21 protein-coding genes are annotated in these 20,762 nt (G+C 60.9%); 17 read left to right on the top strand and 4 right to left on the bottom strand.

All coding sequences use genetic code 11. The annotated features are described in order from the left end of the window. Positions 1–3: 3 nt before the first annotated feature. Positions 4–699, bottom strand: a complete 696-nt coding sequence (locus tag FQ192_RS02995) for an OmpA family protein (protein ID WP_149657305.1) — start codon at positions 697–699, stop codon at positions 4–6. Positions 700–889: 190 nt separating this feature from the next. On the opposite strand from FQ192_RS02995, the gene FQ192_RS03000 reads away from it, so the two are divergent. From FQ192_RS03000 to FQ192_RS03015, 4 genes are all read left to right on the top strand, one after another. Beyond that, complete coding sequence (locus FQ192_RS03000; protein ID WP_133837321.1) at positions 890–1,387, top strand: DUF6231 family protein; 498 nt, start codon at positions 890–892, stop codon at positions 1,385–1,387. Between the two features lie 4 nt (positions 1,388–1,391). Further along, entirely contained in the window at positions 1,392–1,868 is a 477-nt protein-coding gene (locus FQ192_RS03005; RefSeq protein ID WP_149657306.1) for a YchJ family protein, read from the top strand. Positions 1,869–2,014: 146 nt separating this feature from the next. Then, positions 2,015–2,500 (top strand): LEA type 2 family protein, encoded by a 486-nt coding sequence (locus tag FQ192_RS03010; RefSeq protein ID WP_149657307.1) that lies wholly within the window; start codon positions 2,015–2,017, stop codon positions 2,498–2,500. Between the two features lie 5 nt (positions 2,501–2,505). Further along, the gene (locus tag FQ192_RS03015) at positions 2,506–2,721 is read left to right on the top strand and encodes an SEC-C metal-binding domain-containing protein (RefSeq protein ID WP_054046981.1); all 216 of its coding nucleotides are present in this window, start codon (positions 2,506–2,508) and stop codon (positions 2,719–2,721) included. A 107-nt stretch (positions 2,722–2,828) separates the two neighbouring features. Here the strand turns inward: FQ192_RS03015 and FQ192_RS03020 are convergent, their stop codons facing one another. Then, positions 2,829–3,386 carry a cysteine hydrolase family protein gene (locus FQ192_RS03020; RefSeq protein WP_149657734.1) on the bottom strand — a complete coding sequence of 186 codons (558 nt, stop codon included), beginning with the start codon at positions 3,384–3,386 and terminating at the stop codon, positions 2,829–2,831. A 143-nt stretch (positions 3,387–3,529) separates the two neighbouring features. Between FQ192_RS03020 and FQ192_RS03025 the strand changes: the two genes are divergently transcribed. The 11 genes from FQ192_RS03025 to pdeM all read left to right on the top strand — a co-directional run bounded on the left by FQ192_RS03025 (position 3,530) and on the right by pdeM (position 17,555). Next, complete coding sequence (locus tag FQ192_RS03025) at positions 3,530–4,174, top strand: glutathione binding-like protein (protein ID WP_149657308.1); 645 nt, start codon at positions 3,530–3,532, stop codon at positions 4,172–4,174. Between the two features lie 218 nt (positions 4,175–4,392). Next, positions 4,393–6,843, top strand: a complete 2,451-nt coding sequence (locus tag FQ192_RS03030; RefSeq protein WP_149657309.1) for a penicillin acylase family protein — start codon at positions 4,393–4,395, stop codon at positions 6,841–6,843. Positions 6,844–7,035: 192 nt separating this feature from the next. After that, positions 7,036–8,067: a ligase-associated DNA damage response exonuclease gene (locus FQ192_RS03035; RefSeq protein ID WP_149657310.1), complete on the top strand. Its 1,032-nt coding sequence runs from the start codon at positions 7,036–7,038 to the stop codon at positions 8,065–8,067. Further along, entirely contained in the window at positions 8,064–9,752 is a 1,689-nt protein-coding gene (locus FQ192_RS03040) for an ATP-dependent DNA ligase (RefSeq protein WP_149657311.1), read from the top strand. The genes FQ192_RS03035 and FQ192_RS03040 overlap by 4 nt, the downstream gene beginning before the upstream one ends. Positions 9,753–10,066: 314 nt before the next feature. Next, positions 10,067–10,849, top strand: a complete 783-nt coding sequence (locus FQ192_RS03045; RefSeq protein ID WP_123405931.1) for a transporter substrate-binding domain-containing protein — start codon at positions 10,067–10,069, stop codon at positions 10,847–10,849. A 56-nt stretch (positions 10,850–10,905) separates the two neighbouring features. Continuing rightward, positions 10,906–11,634, top strand: a complete 729-nt coding sequence (locus FQ192_RS03050; protein WP_123512059.1) for an ABC transporter permease — start codon at positions 10,906–10,908, stop codon at positions 11,632–11,634. Next, positions 11,631–12,341, top strand: a complete 711-nt coding sequence (locus tag FQ192_RS03055; protein WP_149657312.1) for an ABC transporter permease — start codon at positions 11,631–11,633, stop codon at positions 12,339–12,341. Before FQ192_RS03050 ends, FQ192_RS03055 begins: the two co-directional genes overlap by 4 nt. A gap of 12 nt (positions 12,342–12,353) precedes the next feature. Then, positions 12,354–13,472, top strand: a complete 1,119-nt coding sequence (locus FQ192_RS03060) for a succinylglutamate desuccinylase/aspartoacylase family protein (RefSeq protein ID WP_149657313.1) — start codon at positions 12,354–12,356, stop codon at positions 13,470–13,472. Positions 13,473–13,485: 13 nt separating this feature from the next. Beyond that, positions 13,486–14,250 (top strand): ABC transporter ATP-binding protein, encoded by a 765-nt coding sequence (locus tag FQ192_RS03065; RefSeq protein WP_149657314.1) that lies wholly within the window; start codon positions 13,486–13,488, stop codon positions 14,248–14,250. A 162-nt stretch (positions 14,251–14,412) separates the two neighbouring features. Next, positions 14,413–16,899, top strand: coding sequence for a ligase-associated DNA damage response DEXH box helicase (locus FQ192_RS03070; RefSeq protein ID WP_149657315.1), 2,487 nt, complete (start codon positions 14,413–14,415; stop codon positions 16,897–16,899). Then, a complete protein-coding gene (gene pdeM, locus FQ192_RS03075; protein WP_149657316.1) occupies positions 16,899–17,555 on the top strand; it encodes a ligase-associated DNA damage response endonuclease PdeM in 657 nt (218 codons plus the stop codon). The genes FQ192_RS03070 and pdeM overlap by 1 nt, the downstream gene beginning before the upstream one ends. A 136-nt stretch (positions 17,556–17,691) precedes the next feature. On the opposite strand, the gene FQ192_RS03080 is transcribed toward pdeM, so the two are convergent. Beyond that, a complete protein-coding gene (locus FQ192_RS03080; RefSeq protein ID WP_109628267.1) occupies positions 17,692–17,901 on the bottom strand; it encodes a hypothetical protein in 210 nt (69 codons plus the stop codon). A gap of 106 nt (positions 17,902–18,007) precedes the next feature. Continuing rightward, complete coding sequence (gene dcd, locus FQ192_RS03085) at positions 18,008–18,574, bottom strand: dCTP deaminase (protein ID WP_054047011.1); 567 nt, start codon at positions 18,572–18,574, stop codon at positions 18,008–18,010. A 355-nt stretch (positions 18,575–18,929) separates the two neighbouring features. Here dcd and FQ192_RS03090 point away from each other — a divergent pair, with 355 nt between their 5' ends. Together FQ192_RS03090 and FQ192_RS03095 are read left to right on the top strand one after the other, a co-directional pair. Further along, on the top strand, positions 18,930–19,139 hold the full coding sequence (locus tag FQ192_RS03090) for a cold-shock protein (RefSeq protein ID WP_002554837.1): 210 nt from the start codon (positions 18,930–18,932) through the stop codon (positions 19,137–19,139). A 132-nt stretch (positions 19,140–19,271) separates the two neighbouring features. Next, positions 19,272–20,702: a toxin-antitoxin system YwqK family antitoxin gene (locus tag FQ192_RS03095; protein WP_149657317.1), complete on the top strand. Its 1,431-nt coding sequence runs from the start codon at positions 19,272–19,274 to the stop codon at positions 20,700–20,702. The last annotated feature ends 60 nt before the right edge of the window (positions 20,703–20,762 follow it).

Genomic DNA, 20,762 nt, shown 5'->3' on the forward strand with positions numbered 1-20,762 from the left:
GCTTTAACGCTCGATTTTGATTTCGGTGCGACGGTTCAGCGCGCGACCGTCAGCGGTTTTGTTATCGGCCACTGGCCGGCTTTCGCCGGCACCGGTTACCGACACGAAGCTGCTGCGCGGTACGCCGTCGTGAATCAGGTATTCCACCACCGAGTGCGCACGTTTATCCGACAGTTTCTGGTTGTAGGCATCGCTGCCAACGCTGTCGGTGTGGCCAGTCACGGTCAGGCGTGCGGTGGACGCTTCCTGTTTCAGGCGGGTGGCGACTTTATCGAGCACTTCCTTATCGGAAGGCGTGAGCGTGGCTTTGTCGAACTGGAAGTGCACATCGCGGATCACGATGGTTTCTTCCTTGACCACGACGACTTCCTCGACCACAGGCGCAGGGACGGGAGGTGGGCAGCCGTCAGCATCGACCTGCACGCCTTTAGGCGTACCCGGGCACTTGTCGCGGCTGTCCGGCACGCCATCGCCGTCTTCGTCGCCATCACCGTGCACCCAGCAATAAGCCGCCGCCATGCCGCCGACGAACAGCGCACCGCCGCCCGCCCAGGATGCGCTTTCCGTCGCACCCAGCCCCGCACCGACGACACCACCGACTGCCGCACAGGTCGGCCAATCGGTTTTCTGCAAACCTGCGCAACCAGTCAACACACTGGTTAGCAGAACCAAGGGTAATGCTGTCCGAACTATGCTCATCTAGTGTTCTCCTGAGGGATCGGCTTAAAACCGATTCAGGGAGTAAAGACCCGAGTTTTAATCTCCGCCAGCAATAGGCCACTGCCGTTTCGCCCCGTGTTCACGGCAGATCGGCACTTTTGCCGCACAATGGCTCTAGGCCCGATCGTTGGGGCAGGCTAGTCTTGGCAGCTCTGATTGAGGATCTTCGATGATTGCAGGTATTTCTTCGCGCACGCCCCAGCAGGCGTTGGCCGCTTTGCTTGACCGCTACGCCCCCGCGCGCCTGTTGCTGATTGGCGCCAGCCAGTTCCCGGCGCTGGAGGCTTTCAAGCTCGCGCACCCGGACAGTTGCGTCGCCCATACGGCGCCCGGGCCTTTGCCGGCGGAACTGGCCGCACGGCGTTTTGACCTGGCGCTGGTGGTCGATTGCCTGGAGCACCTGCCCAAGCGCGACGGCCTGAATTTACTGGGCGGGATCCGCAATCTCAACGCCAGTCGCATCGCGGTACTGGCTGACTTGCCGGCCAGCGGCTGGCAGGAAACCGACTTTTTTTCCCTGGCCCTGCAAGCGAGCGAACGCTTCCAGCGCGACGATCAGGTGCTGACGCTGTTCACCTATGATCTGCTTGACTATAAACAGGTGCCTGACTGGCTCAACGCGCGGTTCTGGGCCAATCCGGAAAACTTCGGGAAATATTGGTGGTAACGCAATGAGTACATCCATTTGCCCTTGCGGCAGCGGCACCCTGCTCGACGCCTGCTGCGGCCATTACCATGCCGGCCACCCGGCGCCTTGTGCCGAAGCCTTGATGCGATCGCGCTACAGCGCCTATGTGCTGGGGCTTGTCGACTATCTGGTGGCAACCACCCTGCCCGCCCAACAGGCCAGCCTGGATCGCCAGTCCATCAGCGACTGGAGCGCGCAAAGCACCTGGCTGGGCCTTGAAGTGGAAAGCTCCGAGGTGTTTGGCGGGCAACCGGAACACGCCTTCGTGACCTTCACCGCGCGCTGGCACGATGGCGCCGGCGAACACAGCCACCGCGAGCGCTCCTCGTTTGTGCAGAACAGCGGCCACTGGTACTTCATCGACCCGACCGTGCAGCTCAAAGCCGGGCGCAACGACGCCTGCCCGTGTGCGAGCGGGCAGAAATACAAGAAGTGTTGTGCGGGGTATTTCGGCGCGTAGGGCTCTTTGTAGGAGCAAGGCTTGCCCGCGAAAGGGACGCCTCGGTCTTTCTGAAAGTCCGCGTTATCGTTCTTCGCGGGCAAGTCGGGTCGCCGCATCGCTTGCTCCTACAAGGGCTAGACTGGGGTTCAAGGAGAACCATCACGATGACCGGTCAACGCCGCACCTTACATCTGCTCACCCTGCTCGCAATCCTGAGCCTCGGCGGCTGCGCGTCCTGGTTCAGCGACGATGAACCGGAGCCTCAGGTGCACCTGGTCAAGGTCGAGGTCGTGCGGGCCAAACTGCTGGAGCAGAAATTCATCCTGCACTTTCGCGTCGACAACCCCAATGACAGTGACCTGACCGTGCGCGGTCTGGAATACCGCATTCATTTGGGCGACATGCTGCTGACCGAAGGCGAGCATGAGCACTGGTTCACCGTCGGCCCCAAACGCAGCGCCTATTTCAAGGTGCCGATCCGTACCAACCTGTGGCCCAAGGTGCGGGATCTGGTGAAAATGCTGAAAAGTCCGAAGCAACCCATCCCCTATCGCCTGGAAGGTGAACTGGAAACCGGCCTATTCATCGCGCACTACGTGCACCTGGCGCGTAATGGCGTGATAATCCCCGCCGATTTAATTCCGGAGTAACCCCGATGACCCAGCAACCTCATGTCCATGGCCCTGACTGCAACCACGATCACGACGATCATGCCCATGACCACCATGATCACGACCATGGCCATGTCCACGGCCCGAACTGCGGCCACGCCCACCAGGAACCGGTGCGCAACGCCCTGAAAGATGTCGGCCGCAACGACCCTTGCCCGTGCGGCAACGGCAAGAAATTCAAGAAGTGCCACGGCGCGTAAAACGTCGGTACCTGTAGGAGCGAGGCTTGCCCGCGAATGGGACGCCTCGGTCTTTCAGGCAAACCGCGTCATCGTTCTTCGCGGGCAAGCCTTGCTTCTACAGGTTTTCAGTCATCGTTCAAGATCTCTGCGGTGTTGATGACGGTGGCGTACTCGCCATGCAGATTGCCCAGTGACATGGCGTGAACCTCCGCGGCTGAATGGGGGTTGCCGAAAAAATCCGCCTTGTCGAAGGTAAAACACGCATCCTCCACCACCCACGCATCAAACCCCAGATTGCCGGCCGTGCGTGCCGTGGATTCCACCGAGTTGTTGGTGGCCACGCCAACGATGATCAATTGCCCGATCCCCGCCTCACGCAAACCCGCCTCCAGTCCCGTCGCACAAAACGCATCCGGCACGCGTTTCTGGATCAGTCGTTCCCCGGCCGATGGCTGGAACCGTTCCTGGAACTCCACCCCCGATTGCTCCGGCCAGAACACTGAGTCCGGTGAGTGGGACAGGTGCTGCACGTGAATCACCGGGCGCCCGGTGCGTCGCCAATGCGCCAGCAAATCACCGATTCGTTCCTCGGCCTGGGGATTGTTTCGACGCCCCAACCTGGGCTCCAGGATGCCTTTCTGTTGATCGATGATGATCAGTGCCGCGTTCGACTTTAGCGCCATGCTGACTTTTCTCATGCCGGGTCATTGAATTTCACGCACTTGAGCATCACTTCTTCCTACAGGCAAGTCTGCGGTGCACACAGGACGACCTGATGCGAGCGGTTGCTGTCCGTACCTAATGACGTCCATTTCTGGAGTACTCCATGATCGACCTGTATTACTGGACCACCCCCAACGGCCACAAAATCTCGATTTTCCTCGAGGAGGCCGGCCTCAAGTACGACGTGCACCCGATCAACATCAGCCAGAACGACCAGTTCAAGCCTGAATTCCTGAAGATTTCCCCGAACAACAAAATCCCGGCCATCGTCGATCACGAACCGGCCGATGGCGGCGAGCCGCTGCCGTTGTTCGAGTCCGGGGCGATTCTGCTGTACCTCGCGGAAAAGACCGGGAAGTTCCTGCCCAAGGACCTGCGCGGGCGCCAGCAGGCGTTGCAATGGCTGTTCTGGCAGATGGGCGGTCTCGGCCCGATGGCCGGGCAGAATCACCACTTCAGCCAGTTTGCCCCGGAAAAAATCCCTTACGCGATCAAACGCTACATCGACGAAACCGCCCGCCTGTATGGGGTTCTGGACAAACAACTGGCGAGCAATGAATTTGTGGCCGGCAACGAGTACAGCATTGCCGACATGGCGATCTACCCGTGGATCGTGTCCCACAAGTGGCAGAGCCAGAACCTCGAAGACTTCCCGAATGTGCTGCGCTGGTTCACCCACATCCAGAACCGCCCGGCGACGGTGAAGGCGTATGCGCTGGCGGCGAAGGTCAATCCACCGAAGGCCTGAGATCGATGCGACTGATCGTTCCCACGCTCTGCGTGGGAATGCCTCAACGGACGCTCCGCGTTCGGCTTTGGATGGGACGCGGAGCGTCCCGGGCTGCATTCCCACGCAGAGCATGGGAACGATCACTGAAGAAATAACCTGCGCCCCGCTTGCGCGGCCACCTCCTGCTCACTAACGTAGCGCCTTTATTGCGTTACTACCCCCGCAGGAGCTTTGCCATGGCCTCGCCAGCCCTCACACATTTTCTTCCCCGGTTCGGCGTTGCCGCAGCAGTGGCCGGTGTTTTGAGCCTGACCGGTTGTCAGACCTGGAACACCCAGGACACCCTCCCGCCCACCTCCGGCGTGCAGCCGCTCAAGGGCCTGGCGCAGAACGTGTCGGTGCGACGCAATGCCATGGGCATGCCGTTGATCGAAAGCAACAGCTTCCACGACGCACTGTTCGCCCTGGGCTACGTCCACGCCAGCGATCGCCTCACGCAAATGGTGACCATGCGCCTGTTGGCCGAGGGCCGTCTGTCAGAAATGTCCGGCGCGGATCTGCTCGACGCTGACCGCTACATGCGTGCGGTCAACCTGAAGAAGAGCGCCGGTGAGCTGTACAAAGCCTCGTCGCCGCGACTCAAGCGCTTCTTCGAAGTCTATGCCCGGGGTGTCAACGCCTACCTGTTCCGCTACCGCGACAAACTGCCGGCGGACCTCGCGGCCACCGGCTACAAGCCGGAATACTGGAAGCCGGAAGACTCGGCGCTGATTTTCTGCCTGTTGAATTTCAGCCAGTCGGCCAACCTGCCAGAAGAAATCTCCTCGCTGGTGCTGGCGCAAACCGTCACCACCGACAAGCTGCCATGGCTGTCGCCGTCCGCACCGGACGAAAAACTGCCACTGGGCGAAGCCGACAAGCTGCAAGGCATCAAGCTCAACGGCGCGATCCCGGGCCTGGCGGAAATCACCAAGGCCACCGGGCAACTCTCCGATCTGAATCTGCTCGGCGCCACCTCGTCGAACAACTGGGCCATCGGCCCGCAACGCAGCCGCAGCGGCAAAAGCCTGCTGGCCAGCGACAGCCACGGGCCGCTGGGCGTGCCGTCGTTGTTCAGTTACGTGCAGATCCGTGCGCCGAAATACCAGGCGGCGGGCGTGAGCATTGCCGGTCTGCCGATGGTGCTCGGCGGTTTCAACGGCAAAGTGGCGTGGAGCATGACCACGGTCATGGGCGATAACCAGGACCTGTTCCTGGAAAAAATCAAACGCCAGGGCAATGGCCTGACTTACGAAGCCAACGGCAAATGGCAACCGGTGGTGGTGCGCAACGAAACCTACTTCGTCAAAGGCCAGCGGCCGCTGCGCGAAGCGGTGTATGAAACCCGCCACGGACCGCTGCTCAACAGTGCCCAGGGCCTGAGCATGGCCAACGGTTTCGGCCTGGCCCTGCAAACCCCAAGCTTCACCGACGACAAAACCCTGGATGCGTTCTTCGACCTGTCCCGGGCGCAAACCGTGGAGAAAGCCTCGGACGCCAGCCGCGAAATCCGCGCCATCGCCCTGAATCTGGTCTTCGCCGACGCCAGCAACATTGGCTGGCAAGTCACCGGTCGTTACCCGAACCGTCGCGAAGGCGAAGGCCTGCTGCCGTCGCCGGGCTGGGAAGGTCGCTACGATTGGGACGGTTACGCCGACCCGATGCTGCACCCCTACGACCAGGACCCGGCTCAGGGCTGGCTCGGCACCGCCAACCAGCGGGTCATCCCCCATGGTTATGGCATGCAATTGTCCAATTCCTGGTCCGCCCCGGAACGTGGCGAACGCCTGGCCGAACTGGCGGGCACGGGCAAGCACGACACCCGCAGCCTGATCGCCATGCAATACGACCAGACCACCACCTTCGCCGCCAAACTGAAAAAAATGTTTGCCGCACCGGGGATGGCCCAACCACTGAAGCAGGCGATCGACACCTTGCCTGAAACTGATCGCAGCAAGGCCCGCGAGGCGTTGGCGCGCTTGATGGCGTTCGACGGCAAGCTCAGCCCGACGTCCAGCGATGCCGCGATCTATGAGCTGTTCCTGCAGGAAAGCGCCAAGCAGATCTTCCTCGACGAACTCGGCCCGGACAGCAGCCCGGCGTGGAAAGCCTTTGTCGCCAACGGCAAGTTGTCCTACGCGGCCCAGGCCGATCACCTGCTGGGGCGCGAAGACAGCCCATTCTGGGATGACGCGCGCACGCCGCAGAAAGAAGACAAACCGGCGATCCTCGCCCGCAGCCTGGCGGCGGCCATCAGTGCCGGCGACAGTCAGTTGGGTGGCGATCACAAGGCTTGGCAGTGGGGCAAACTGCATCGCTACGAGTGGAAAAACGCCAGCGGCCAGACCGTCCGTGGCCCGCTCGCGGCCGGTGGCGATCACACCACGCTCAACACCGCGGCGTTCGCCTGGGGCCAGGATTTCAACACCACCCTGGCGCCGTCCATGCGTTTCATCGTCGACTTCGGCCAGTCCGAGCCGTTGATGGGCCAGAACGGCAGCGGCCAGTCCGGCAACCCGGCGAGCCCGAACTACCTCGACAGCATTGATCCGTGGCTCAAGGGCCAGTACATGAGCCTGCCGATGCAGCCGCAGAACTTTGACAAGGCGTATGGCAAGGCGCGATTGACCCTCACACCGGGTAAATAACCCACGATGATGATCGTTCCCACGCTCCGCGTGGGAATGCAGCCCGGGACGCTCCGCGTCCCATTGGAACGCGGAGCGTCCCTGGAGGCGTTCCCACGCGGAGCGTAGGAACGATCAATCGCTAAAACCCGATAGAACTTCCAGCCTCGCGCAAACCTCATAGCTAACAAATCACTCCATTTTGGTCACAACATGGATCTTGTTATCGCGCGCCCCGAAGGTTTGTACTGCCCCGCCGGGGATTTCTACATTGACCCGTGGCGCCCCGTGGAGCGGGCGGTGATCACCCATGCCCACGGCGATCACGCCCGCACCGGTAATCAACACTACCTGGCGGCCGCGCCCGGCGAAGGGATTCTGCGCGCGCGCCTGGGCCAGGACATCAACCTGCAAACCCTGCCCTATGGCGAGCGCTTGCTGCACCACGGCGTCATCTTGAGTTTTCACCCAGCCGGCCATGTGCTCGGTTCGGCCCAGGTCCGTTTGGAATACGGCGGTGAAGTATGGGTCGCTTCCGGGGACTACAAAATCGAGCCCGACGGCACCTGCGCCCCTTTCGAACCGGTGCGTTGCCACACGTTCATCACCGAATCGACCTTCGGCCTGCCGATCTACCGCTGGCAACCCCAGGCGCAGGTGTTTGCCGAGATCAATCAGTGGTGGCGGGCCAACATCGACGCGGAAAAAGCCAGCGTGCTGTTCTGCTATTCCTTCGGCAAAGCCCAGCGCATTCTGCACGGCATTGACGCCAGCATCGGCCCCATTCTGGTGCATGGCGCCGTGGAACCGCTCAACCGCGTGTACCGCGAAGCGGGAATTTACCTGCCGCCCACGATTTACGCCGGCGAGGTCAAAAAGACCGATCCGATGATGCGCCAGGCCCTGGTCCTCGCCCCGCCCTCGGCCGGTGGCAGCACGTGGATGCGTCGGTTCGGCGACTACAGCGACGGCTTCGCCAGCGGCTGGATGCGATTGCGCGGCACGCGGCGGCGGCGCGGGGTGGATCGGGGTTTCGTCCTGTCGGATCACGCCGACTGGCCCGGCCTGTTGTGGGCCATCGAACAGACCGGGGCCGAGCGGGTGATGGTGACCCACGGTTCGGTCGGCGTGCTGGTGCGGCATTTGCGCGAACAAGGGCTGGATGCCCAGGGTTTCAGCACCGAGTACGGCGATGATGAGGAAGATCATGCCGCCACGCCGGAACCCGCCGAGGTGCTGCCATGAAGGCCTTTGCCGAGTTGTACGCCGAACTCGACGCCACCACCTCAAGCAACGCCAAACTGGCGGCGATGCAGGCTTACTTCGCCCACGCCGCGCCGGAAGATGCCGCGTGGGCGGTGTACTTTCTGTCCGGTGGCCGTCCGCGACAATTGGTGCCGGTGCGCGCGCTGCGGGAACTGGCGGTGGAGGTTTCCGGGCTCTCGCCGTGGCTGTTCGAAGAGAGTTATCAGGCTGTCGGCGACCTGGCGGAAACCATCTCGCTGGTGCTACCGGAAACGCCCCACAGTTCTACCGAGGGGCTGGCGACCTGGATCGAAGACAAACTGCTGCCCCTGCGCGGTGAAACCCCGGAGTTCCTGGCCCGGCACCTGCCCGCCCTCTGGGCGCAACTGGACCGCCCGAGCCTGATGCTGTGTATCAAACTGATCACCGGCAGTTTTCGCGTGGGCGTCTCTAAACTGCTGGTGACCCGCGCACTGGCCGCCATGGCCGGGCTCGACAGCAAACGCGTGGCGCAGCGCCTCGTGGGTTACACCGACCTGTCCAATCGTCCGAGCGCCGCCAGTTACCTGAAACTCATCGCCCCACAGTCCGAAGACGAACATGCCCAGCGCGGGGGCCAACCGTATCCGTTTTTCCTTGCCCATGCCCTGCAACAACCCGTTGAGCAGTTCGAAGCCTTGATCGGCCCGGCCAGCCAGTGGCAAGTGGAATGGAAGTGGGACGGCATCCGCGCCCAAGTGGTCAAGCGTGAGGGCCGGCTGTGGATCTGGTCCCGGGGCGAGGAACTGGTCAGCGAACGTTTTCCCGAACTGGAAACGCTGACCCACGGCTTACCCGATGGCACGGTGATCGACGGCGAAATCGTCGCCTGGAAATCGGCGCAACCCACCACTGAAGATGCCTTCAACCCGCACTCCACGGCGCCACCGGCGGTGCAACCCTTCGCCCTGTTGCAACAGCGGATCGGCCGCAAAACCCTGGGCAAGAAAATCCTCGACGAGGTGCCGGTGGTGGTGCTCGCCTACGATTTGCTGGAATGGCAGGGCGAAGACTGGCGCAACCACACCCAGGTTGAACGCCGCACCCAACTGGAGCAGGTCATCGCCACCTGTAACAGCCCGGTGCTGCTGGCCTCCCCCGTGCTGACCGGCGAAGACTGGTTCGACCTCGCCCGGCAACGGGAAGCCTCTCGGCGGCTCGGCGTCGAAGGCATGATGCTCAAGGCCCGGGATGCGCTGTATGGCGTGGGCCGCACCAAGGACATGGGCGTGTGGTGGAAATGGAAAGTCGACCCGTTCAGCGTCGATGCGGTGCTGATCTATGCGCAACGGGGCCATGGTCGCCGGGCCAGTCTCTACAGCGACTACACGTTCGCCGTGTGGGACGGTCCGCCCGAGGCGAGCGAACGCACGCTGGTGCCGTTCGCCAAGGCGTATTCCGGGCTGACCGATGAGGAAATGCGCAAGGTCGACGGCATCGTGCGCAAGACCACGGTGGAAAAGTTCGGGCCGGTGAGCAGTGTGAAACCGAGCCTGGTGTTTGAACTCGGATTTGAAGGCATCGCCCTGTCCCGCCGGCACAAGAGCGGGATTGCGGTGCGGTTTCCCAGAATGCTGCGCTGGCGCCAAGACAAATCGGTGGAAGAAGCCGATAGCTTGGCCACACTGCAGGATTTGTTGAGCTGACACCTGATCGTTCCCACGCTCCGCGTGGGAATGCCTCATCGGACGCTCCGCGTCCGCTCTTGGGACGCAGAGCGTCCCGGGCTGCATTCCCACGCAGGAGCGTGGGAACGATCATCGAGCGAACCAACTTGGTGCATGAAATTCACGTCGCCCATTTTCGTGCACAAATGCGTCACAACCTTCTCTTTAATCACCTTTTAAAACGCTTGTTCGGGACTCTGGTTCGGAAATTGCTACTTTCATTAGGTCTTACGCTTTCCAGTAACAATAATTCTGCGCCACAAGCGCTCATATTGGTTCTTAGGGATTGAATAATGAAAAAAGCATTGCTGACCCTTTCTGCACTGGCGTTGTGCATGGCTGCCGGCTCCGCGCTGGCCAAGGAATACAAAGAACTGCGTTTTGGCGTTGACCCTTCCTATGCACCGTTCGAGTCGAAAGCAGCGGATGGCAGCCTGGTGGGCTTCGATATCGACCTGGGCAATGCGATCTGTGCCGAGTTGAAGGTCAAGTGCAAATGGGTCGAAAGCGATTTCGACGGCATGATTCCGGGCCTCAAGGCCAATAAATTCGACGGTGTGATCTCTTCGATGACCGTCACCGAAGCCCGCGAAAAAGTCATCGACTTCTCCAGCGAGCTGTTCTCCGGCCCAACCGCTTACGTGTCGAAGAAAGGTTCTGGCATTACCACCGACGTGGCTTCGCTCAAGGGCAAAACCGTCGGCTACGAACAAGGCACCATCCAGGAAGCCTACGCCAAAGCCGTGCTGGACAAGGCTGGCGTGAAAACCCAGGCCTATCAGAATCAGGATCAGGTGTATTCGGACCTGACTTCCGGTCGTCTCGACGCCGGGGTCCAGGACATGCTGCAAGCCGAACTGGGCTTTTTGAAGTCGCCACAAGGGGCTGATTACGAAGTCAGCAAGCCGATTGATGCTCCGCTGCTGCCTGCCAAAACAGCTATCGGTATCTCTAAAGGTAACAAAGACCTCAAGGCACTTTTGGATAAAGGTATCAAAGCGTTACACGACGATGGCACTTACGCCACCATTCAGAAGAAACACTTTGGCGATCTGAATCTGTACAGCGGCAAATAATGCCCGGCGCCCATCTCACGATGGGCGCTTTTTTTACTCGATCAGGTTGCTGATTTATGTTCGAAAACCTCTTACAAAACCTGGGGCTCTCAGCCTTCAGCCTCAAGGGCTTCGGTCCTTTGCTGTTGGAAGGCACCTGGATGACCATCAAATTATCGGCGTTGTCGCTGCTGGTGGCCGTGTTACTCGGGTTGCTGGGCGCCAGTGCCAAACTGTCGAAATCCAAATTGTTGCGCTTGCCGGCCCAGCTCTACACCACGCTGATTCGCGGCGTGCCGGATCTGGTGCTGATGCTGCTGATCTTCTACAGCCTGCAAACCTGGTTGACGACGTTCACCGAATACATGGAATGGGAATACATCGAGATCAACCCGTTCAGCGCCGGGGTCATCACCCTGGGCTTCATTTATGGCGCGTACTTCACTGAAACCTTCCGCGGGGCGATCCTTGCCGTGCCGCGGGGTCAGGTCGAAGCCGCCACCGCCTACGGCCTCAAACGCGGCCAGCGCTTCTGGATCGTGGTGTTCCCGCAGATGATGCGTTTCGCCCTGCCGGGCATCGGCAACAACTGGATGGTGATGCTCAAGGCCACTGCCCTGGTGTCGATCATCGGCCTTGCCGACCTGGTCAAGGCTGCCCAGGACGCGGGTAAAAGCACCTATCAACTGTTCTACTTCCTGGTCCTGGCAGCACTGATTTACCTGCTGATCACCAGCGTCTCCAACTTCGTCCTGCGCAAGCTTGAACGCCGCTACGCCGCCGGCTCCCGGGAGGCCGTACGATGATCGAACTCTTGCAGGAATACTGGAAACCCTTCCTCTATAGCGACGGTTACCACATCACCGGCCTGGCCATGACCCTGTGGCTGCTCAGCGCCTCGATCTTCATCGGCTTCCTGGTGTCGATCCCGCTGTCCATCGCCCGGGTCTCGCCGCACTTCTACATTCGTCTGCCAGTGCAGTTCTACACGTACCTGTTCCGTGGCACGCCGCTCTATATCCAACTGCTGATCTGCTACACCGGGATCTACAGCCTGGCGGCCGTCCGTGCGCAACCGGTACTGGATGCGTTCTTTCGCGATGCGATGAACTGCACGATCCTGGCCTTCGCCCTGAACACCTGCGCCTACACCACGGAGATTTTCGCCGGGGCGATCCGCAGCATGAACCACGGTGAAGTCGAAGCGGCCAAGGCCTATGGTCTGACAGGCTGGAAGCTGTATGCCTACGTGATCATGCCGTCGGCCTTGCGCCGTTCGTTGCCTTATTACAGCAACGAAGTGATCCTGATGCTGCACTCGACCACCGTGGCGTTCACCGCGACCATCCCGGATATCCTGAAAGTCGCACGGGACGCCAACTCGGCGACCTTCCTGACCTTCCAGTCGTTCGGCATCGCTGCGCTGATCTACTTGACCGTGACCTTTGCGCTGGTCGGCCTGTTCCGTCTCGCCGAACGCCGATGGCTGGCCTTCCTCGGGCCGACTCACTAGGACCTATCGTAAATGCGCCACCAGAAACATGACTTGCTGGCCCCGCTGCCGGGGACCGCACGACAGATCCACAGCTTCCATTTCGGCCCGGCCAATGGAGCGGGCAAGATCTACATCCAGTCGTCCCTGCACGCCGATGAAATGCCCGGCATGCTGGTGGCCTGGCACCTCAAGCAGCGCTTGGCGCAGCTGGAAGCCGCCGGCCGCCTGCGCAGCGAAATCGTGTTGGTGCCCGTGGCCAACCCGGTCGGCCTGGAACAGGTGTTGATGGACGTGCCCTTGGGCCGCTACGAACTGGAGAGCGGGCAGAACTTCAACCGCTGGTTCGTCGATTTGAGCGAAGAGGTGGGCAACGAGATCGAAGGCCTGCTCGGCGACGATCCGCAGCACAACCTCGAACTGATCCGCACCAGCCTGCGCAACGCCCTTGCCCGCCAGACGGCCGGCACCCAACTGCAATCCCAGCGCCTGACCCTGCAACGCCTGGCCTGCGACGCGGACATGGTGCTGGACCTGCATTGTGATTTCGAAGCCGTCGCGCACCTTTACACCACGCCGGAGGCTTGGCCGCAGGTCGAGCCGCTGGCGCGCTACATCGGTGCCGAGGCCAGTTTGCTGGCCACCGATTCCGGCGGCCAGTCGTTCGATGAATGCTTCACCCTGCTCTGGTGGCAGTTGAAGGAGCGCTTCGGCGAACACTTCGATATTCCGCTGGGCAGTTTCTCGGTCACCGTCGAATTACGCGGCCAGGGCGATGTGTATCACCCACTGGCCAGCGCCGATTGCCAGGCGTTGATCGATTACCTGATTCACTTCGGCGCCATCGCCGGCGAAGCGGCACCTCTGCCCGAACTGCCCTACCCGGCCACGCCGTTGGCCGGTGTCGAACCGGTGGCCACGCCGGTCGGCGGGTTGCTGGTGTTCACCGCGCGGCCTGGGCAATACCTGAAAGCCGGGCAGCAGATTGCCGAAGTCATCGACCCGATCCTTGACCGCGTCACCCCCATCCATTGCACCGCCGCCGGGTTGATGTACGCCCGTTCGCTGCGCCGCATGGCCACTGCAGGCATGGTGATCGCCCACGTCGCGGGCACCGAAGCCTATCGCAGCGGCTACCTACTTTCGCCTTGAGGATGCATGCCCCATGTATAAATTGACCATCGACGGCCTGCATAAAAGCTATGGCGACCATCATGTGCTCAAAGGTGTTTCGCTCAAGGCCAACACCGGCGACGTCATCAGCCTGATCGGCGCCAGCGGCTCGGGCAAAAGTACCTTCCTGCGCTGCATCAACTTTCTCGAACAACCGAATGACGGCGCCATGAGCCTGGATGGCAAGGACATCCGCATGGTCAAGGATCGTCACGGCATGCACGTGGCCGATCCCGCTGAACTGCAACGCATCCGCACGCGCCTGGCCATGGTGTTCCAGCATTTCAACCTGTGGAGCCACATGACCGTGCTGGAAAACATCACCATGGCCCCGCGCCGGGTGCTGGGTTGCAGCAAGGAGGAAGCCGAGGATCGCGCCCGGCGCTACCTCGACAAAGTGGGCCTGGCGGCGCGTGTTGCGGATCAGTACCCGGCGTTTCTCTCGGGTGGTCAGCAACAGCGTGTGGCGATTGCCCGCGCCTTGGCGATGGAACCGGAAGTGATGCTGTTCGACGAACCGACTTCGGCTCTCGACCCGGAACTGGTGGGTGAAGTACTGCGCGTGATCCAGGGTTTGGCTGAAGAAGGCCGGACCATGATCATGGTGACCCACGAAATGAGCTTCGCCCGCAAAGTGTCGAGCCAGGTGTTGTTTCTGCACCAGGGACTGGTGGAGGAAGAAGGCGCGCCGGAGGAGGTGTTGGGCAGTCCGAAGAGTGAGCGGTTGAAGCAATTCCTCAGCGGCAACCTCAAGTAACCCGCCACCGTGCCCCTGTAGGAGCAAAGCTTGCTCGCGATGGCGCCCATGAGATCGCCATCGCGGGCAAGCCTTGCTCCTACAAGCCTGCGTTTCGTCATTAAACCTTTCGCCTCCCGCTGCGGTCACTGAAAGAGGACTTTCAGAGCGCACACCGCCCGCATGGGAACCTCCCCCGACTACGCAAAACACTGGTTCGCCGCCCGCGGCTGGAAGCCTTTCGCCTTCCAGAAACAAGTGTGGGCGGCGGTCAAGCGCGGCGAATCCGGGTTGCTGCATGCCAGCACCGGTACCGGTAAAACCTACGCAGTGTGGTTCGGTGCGCTCAATCGCTTCGGCGCGTCTGCCACGCCTGCAGAAACGCCGCGCAAACGCAAACCGGTTGCGCCACCGCTGACGGTGCTGTGGATAACCCCGATGCGCGCCTTGGCCGCCGACACCGCCCGTGCGCTGGAAGCGCCGCTGGCTGATTTGCAGATACCGTGGAGCGTCGGCCTGCGCACCGGCGACACCAGCAGCAGCGAACGCGCCCGTCAGAGCCGGCGCTTGCCCACCACACTGATCACCACTCCCGAAAGCCTGACCCTGATGCTCGCCCGGGCCGATGCGCAAACCGCGCTATCGACCTTGCGCATGGTGGTGGTCGACGAATGGCACGAATTGCTCGGCAACAAGCGCGGCGTGCAATTGCAATTGGCCCTCGCCCGTTTGCGCCGCTGGCATCCCGGATTGATCGTGTGGGGCGTTTCCGCGACGTTGGGGAATCAAGCCCACGCCGAACAGGTATTGATCCCACAAGGGAGCGGCATCAGCGTCCAGGGCCAAAACGGCAAGGAGCTGCGGGTCGACACGTTGTTGCCACCCGCCATCGAGCGTTTCCCTTGGGCCGGGCACATCGGGTTGAAGATGTTGCCGCAGGTGGTCGCCGAACTCGACTCCAGCCCCAGCACTCTGGTGTTCACCAACACCCGCGCGCAATCGGAGATCTGGTATCAGGCGTTACTGGAAGCCCGCCCGGATTGGGCCGGGTTGATCGCCTTGCATCACAGCTCGCTGTCACGGGACACCCGCGACTGGGTCGAGCGCGCGCTCAAGGACGGGCAACTCAAAGCGGTGGTCTGCACCTCCAGCCTCGACTTGGGCGTGGATTTCCTGCCGGTGGAGCGCGTATTGCAAATCGGCTCGGCCAAAGGCGTGGCGCGGCTGATGCAGCGGGCCGGACGCTCCGGGCATGCCCCGGGACGCGTATCACGGGTGACGTTGGTGCCGACCCACAGCCTGGAGCTGATCGAAGCGGCCGCCGCGCAGGACGCCGTGGCGCAACGGCGGATCGAACCGCGCGAATCGCCCTACAAGCCGCTGGACGTGCTGGTGCAGCATCTGGTGAGCATGGCGTTGGGGGGTGGGTTTGTGCCCGGTGAGCTGTACGAAGAAGTCCGCGCTGCCTGGGCATATCGGGATCTCACACTGGCGGATTGGGCCTGGGCGCTGGCTTTCGTACGCCACGGCGGACTTTCCCTGACAGCCTATCCGGATTATCGCCGGGTCGAACCCGATGAACAGGGCGTGTGGCGTGTGCCGGATGCGCGACTGGCGCGGCGACATCGCATGAGCATCGGCACCATCGTCAGCGATGCGAGCATTCAGTTGAAGTTCTGGAGCAAGGGCGGCGGTGGCAAGCAATTGGGCAGTGTTGAGGAAGGGTTTATCGCTCGCCTGAAACCTGGCGATGGATTTCTGTTCGCGGGGCGTTTGCTGGAATTGGTGCGGGTGGAAAACATGACGGCCTACGTGCGGCGCAGCACCGTGAAAAGAGCGGCGGTGCCCCGTTGGAATGGCGGGAGGATGCCACTGTCCAGCGAGTTGGCTCAGGCGGTGGTTGCGCGGTTCAGTGCGGCGGCTTGCGGTGACTTTGCTGGCCCGGAAATGGCGGCGGTGCGTCCACTGCTGGACGTGCAGCAACGCTGGTCCGGACTGCCGACCATTGATTCCCTGCTGGCGGAATCGCTCAAGTCCCGTGAAGGCTGGCACTTGTTCCTCTATCCGTTTGCGGGGCGCCAGGTGCATCTGGGGCTGGCGAGTCTGTTGGCTTGGCGGGTAAGCCAGCGGCAGGCAGTGACGTTTTCGATTGCGGTGAACGATTACGGCCTCGAATTGCTGAGCGCAACACCTGTCGATTGGTCCCAACACCTGAATCCCGAACTGTTCAGCGCCGAGCACCTGCTGCCCGACGTTCTCGCCAGCCTGAACGCCGGCGAGCTGGCGCTGCGACGCTTTCGGGAAATCGCACGCATTGCAGGGCTGGTGTTCGCCGGCTACCCCGGCGCGCCCAAGAGCACGCGACAGGTCCAGGCATCAAGCGGTTTGTTCTTTGAAGTGTTCAAGCAATACGACGCCGACAACCTGTTGCTGGCCCAGGCCGGGGAAGAAGTCCTACGGGAAGAATTGGATATTCGTCGACTGGAGCAGACCTTGGCCCGCATCAATCGCTTGAGATTCGACCTGCATCTGATCAAGCGTCCTACGCCGCTGGGCTTCCCGCTGCTGGTGGAACGGATGCGCGAAAGCATGAGTTCCGAGAAACTGGCGGATCGCATTAGGCGAATGGTCGGCGATCTGGAAAAAACCGCTGAAACCGGGAAAGCCTGATGAGCGCGCCCTACCCTGTGCGCCTGGCTGGCGAAGAACTCTGGTTGTTGCCCGAGAAAGCCATCTACTGGCCGGCCCAGCAAGCGCTGCTGGTTGCCGATGTGCACTTTGGCAAGGCCGCGGCCTATCGCAGCCTCGGTCAACCGGTACCGAGGGGCACGACGGCGCAAAACATCGCGGTGCTGGATGGCTTGCTGGCTGCCCTGCCCTGTCGCCAGTTGATTTTCCTTGGCGACTTTCTCCACGGCCCCGGCTCCCATGCTGCGGATACGTTGCAGGCCCTGGCCGCGTGGCGGGAACGCCATTGCGACCTGCCGATGACGCTGATTCGCGGCAATCACGACAAACGCGCGGGCGATCCGCCGTTGTCGCTGAACATTCGTGTGGTGCCGGAACCTCTGCTGCTGGGGCCGTTTGCCCTGCAACACGAGCCTGATCCCCATCCCAGCCGTCACGTGCTCGCGGGGCATGTGCATCCGGTCTACCGGCTCAACGGCCGGGGCCGTCAAAGCTTGCGCCTGGCGTGTTTCAGGTTAGGGGAGCAAGTCAGCCTGTTGCCCGCGTTCGGCGCATTTACCGGCGGGTATCAAGTCGAGCGGGATGATAGCTGCAGGATTTTTGTCATCGGCGACAACGAAATATGGCCAGTCAGCTGACGCTCACCCTATAGGAGCAAAGCTTGCTCGCGATGACGTCGTATCAGCCAACATCATTGTTGGATGTACAGCAGCCTTCGCGAGCAAGCTTCGCTCCTACAGGATGACGCATCGTGCGACGAGCGCAGGACCGGCATCAAGCAACCGGCGCGGGTGGTGGCTCGTCCGGCAGGGTTGGCTCACCGGGCTCGGTGGGTTGTTCGTTGGGGGTATCGGGATCAGGCTGGCCGGGGATGCCGCCTGCCATGCTGATAGGCGGATGCGCCAGCAAGGACCAGGCCAAAACGCCAATCTGATTGGGCTCAAGCCTTGCCAGTTCGGCGCTGATTTGCGGATCGATCTTCATGGAGCACTCCTGAGCAATGGCCCGGTTCGCTGTGCGCAAAACGGGCAGTACACCCAATAGAGTGTCTACCCGCCGAAGAATTCCCGGGAACTGTCAGATGGACGGATCAGGTGCGTGGCAGGGTGACGCCGCGCTGGCCCTGGTACTTGCCGCCACGGTCCTTGTAGGAGACTTCGCACTCTTCGTCGGATTCGAAGAACAGCATCTGTGCGACGCCTTCGTTGGCGTAGATTTTCGCCGGCAAGGTGGTGGTGTTGGAGAATTCCAGGGTCACGTGGCCTTCCCACTCAGGCTCGAGCGGCGTCACGTTGACGATAATGCCGCAACGGGCGTAGGTGCTTTTACCCAGGCAGATGGTCAGCACGTTGCGCGGAATGCGGAAGAATTCCACGGTGCGGGCCAGGGCGAAGGAGTTCGGCGGGATGATGCAGACGTCGCTGGTCACGTCGACAAAGCTCTTCTCGTCGAAGTTCTTCGGGTCGACGATGGCCGAGTTGATGTTGGTGAACACCTTGAACTCACCGGCGCAACGTACGTCGTAGCCGTAGCTCGACACACCATAGGAAATCAGGCGCTCGGCACCTTCGCCGCGCATCTGGCGCTCGACGAACGGTTCGATCATGCCGTGCTCTTGCGCCATGCGGCGAATCCACTTGTCCGATTTGATGCTCATGGCGGGGTGTCCTGAATAGCGAGGTGGAAAAATTCTGTCCGGCATCTTACTAGGCGCGCACTCCGGGTTCAAAGCGCAGCTATTAATTCTCGCCGATCCCCCCTGATTGCCGGGTCTTCCCGCCAAAACGATGCACCGTCAGTCACGAAAACAGAGAAACCTTCGCAGGAAGCATTGGCACGTTCCGGAAAAAGGGTTAAGGTGGCGCCACTGTGCTGCTTGTGTCACTGAGAATCTCTACACGATATGTTGAATTTCGATCCAACCATCTACAAGAATTTTTCCTGCTCTTTGCACTCAGTCTCGGCCAGGGTTCTTCCTGCGTCGCAGTTATCTTTGTTCAAGGAGTTACACCATGTCTAATCGCCAAACTGGTACCGTTAAGTGGTTCAACGATGAAAAAGGCTTCGGCTTCATCACTCCACAATCCGGTGACGACCTGTTCGTTCACTTCAAAGCAATCCAATCCGACGGCTTCAAAAGCCTGAAAGAAGGCCAACAGGTTTCTTTCATCGCTACCCGCGGTCAGAAAGGCATGCAAGCTGAAGAAGTTCAAGTTATCTAACTTGTACTTGCTTTAGTAAAAAGCCCCGCCCTTAAAAGCGGGGCTTTTTTGTGGGCGCCTGTTTTTGCGTTGGGCCATCTTCTCGTCCTTCTATATGATTCGCCACCTGGAAAATCACATGGAAGCAGCAGGATGCCGTTCAACCAATGGAAAACCCTGGGCGCAGTGCTGATCACGCTCGCACTCCCCTTCTCGATTCACGCCAATCCCCGCCCCGACCATCCGACCATCATCATCGGCATGGATACCCACGCCACCTATATCGGCCAAGGCCCTGCCATCCAGGGCATTCCCCAGCCAGAACTGCGCGCGGCGGCTTTGCTGGAACTCTCTACGCCACACACTTGCGGCAGCAACGAGGTCTACCTCACACCGGAATCGGTGGGCGTACCCAACGAATCGTTTGGTCGACTGCTCAATGAAGTCCAGCAACTGATAGACGACGAAACACCACTGTTGATAACGCTCTCGGAATGTGACGGCAAACGGGCTTTTTTTGAAAAGGTCCGTCCGTGTACGCCCGAAGAGTGCGGCAACCTGACCGCCTCCCTGGTGGACGGAAAGCTGTATCTGGACGAAGACTACGCACCAACCAGCAAAGGTCAGGCGGCTTACTTCCTGAAAATGCCGATGGCCTACGTCAGCAAACGCAAGGCCTGGCACGCCAAAGTCTTTTACGTCGAATCTGGCAAACTGCGCCGCGACTATTACGTCAACGCCAAAGACTTTGTCTCAGGCAGGCCCGTCCTCGCCTCAAAAACCTACTACTCGAGCGGAAAGCTCGGACAAAGCTATCAGAACGATGCCAAGGGCCAACGCCAGGGCGAGGCAATCACCTATTCCGAAAGCGGGGTTGTCATCAAGCGCGCGAACTACTTGAACGATGACCTGGAAGGCTGGGAAACCACCTACCACGATAACGGCAAGAAGGCAGAGGCCTACAACTGGCACGCCGGCAAGCATGTGGATGGCGAGTACCTGGAGTACGACGAAAACGGCGCGATCATCGGCCGCCTCACTTATCACAATGACGTGCTGGACGGCCCGATCCTCGGCTATTACCCCGATGGCAAGATCAAGTCACGTGGTCAGTACGTCAACGGCAAAATGGCCGGCCCCAACCTTTCCTACTTCCCGGACGGTTCGCTGCAAAGCAGCACGGACTACGTCGACAATGCGCCGCGAGGCTGGCAAATCGAGTATCACCCCAACGCCACGGTGAAACAGAAAGTCTTTGTCGACGAGCATTCCGTGCAGCGCAGCCATGCCAGCTGGAACGATCAGGGCGTACAAACCGTGCAATGGCAGTGGGATGAGCAGCACCGCGAACAGGGCGACTTCAAGGAGTGGTACGCCAACGGCCAGCTCAAGGAACAAAAATCCTACAAGGACGGCAAACTGGAAGGCCCGACCATCACCTGGTATGAAAACGGCCAGATGAATACGTCCGTCGATTACGTCGAGGGGCGTGAGCAAGGCGTGATGCGCCTATGGAAACAGGATGGCAGCCCGAACGGCGAATGCCGATACGAGGCCGGCGTCCGTCAAGGTGAATGCACCTGACGCAATCACATCAAAAAAAAGATCGCAGCCTTTGGCAGTGCCTGCAGGATGAACGTTGAT

It is taken from the genome of Pseudomonas sp. ANT_J12 (assembly GCF_008370045.1).
Classification (GTDB): Bacteria; Pseudomonadota; Gammaproteobacteria; order Pseudomonadales; family Pseudomonadaceae; genus Aquipseudomonas.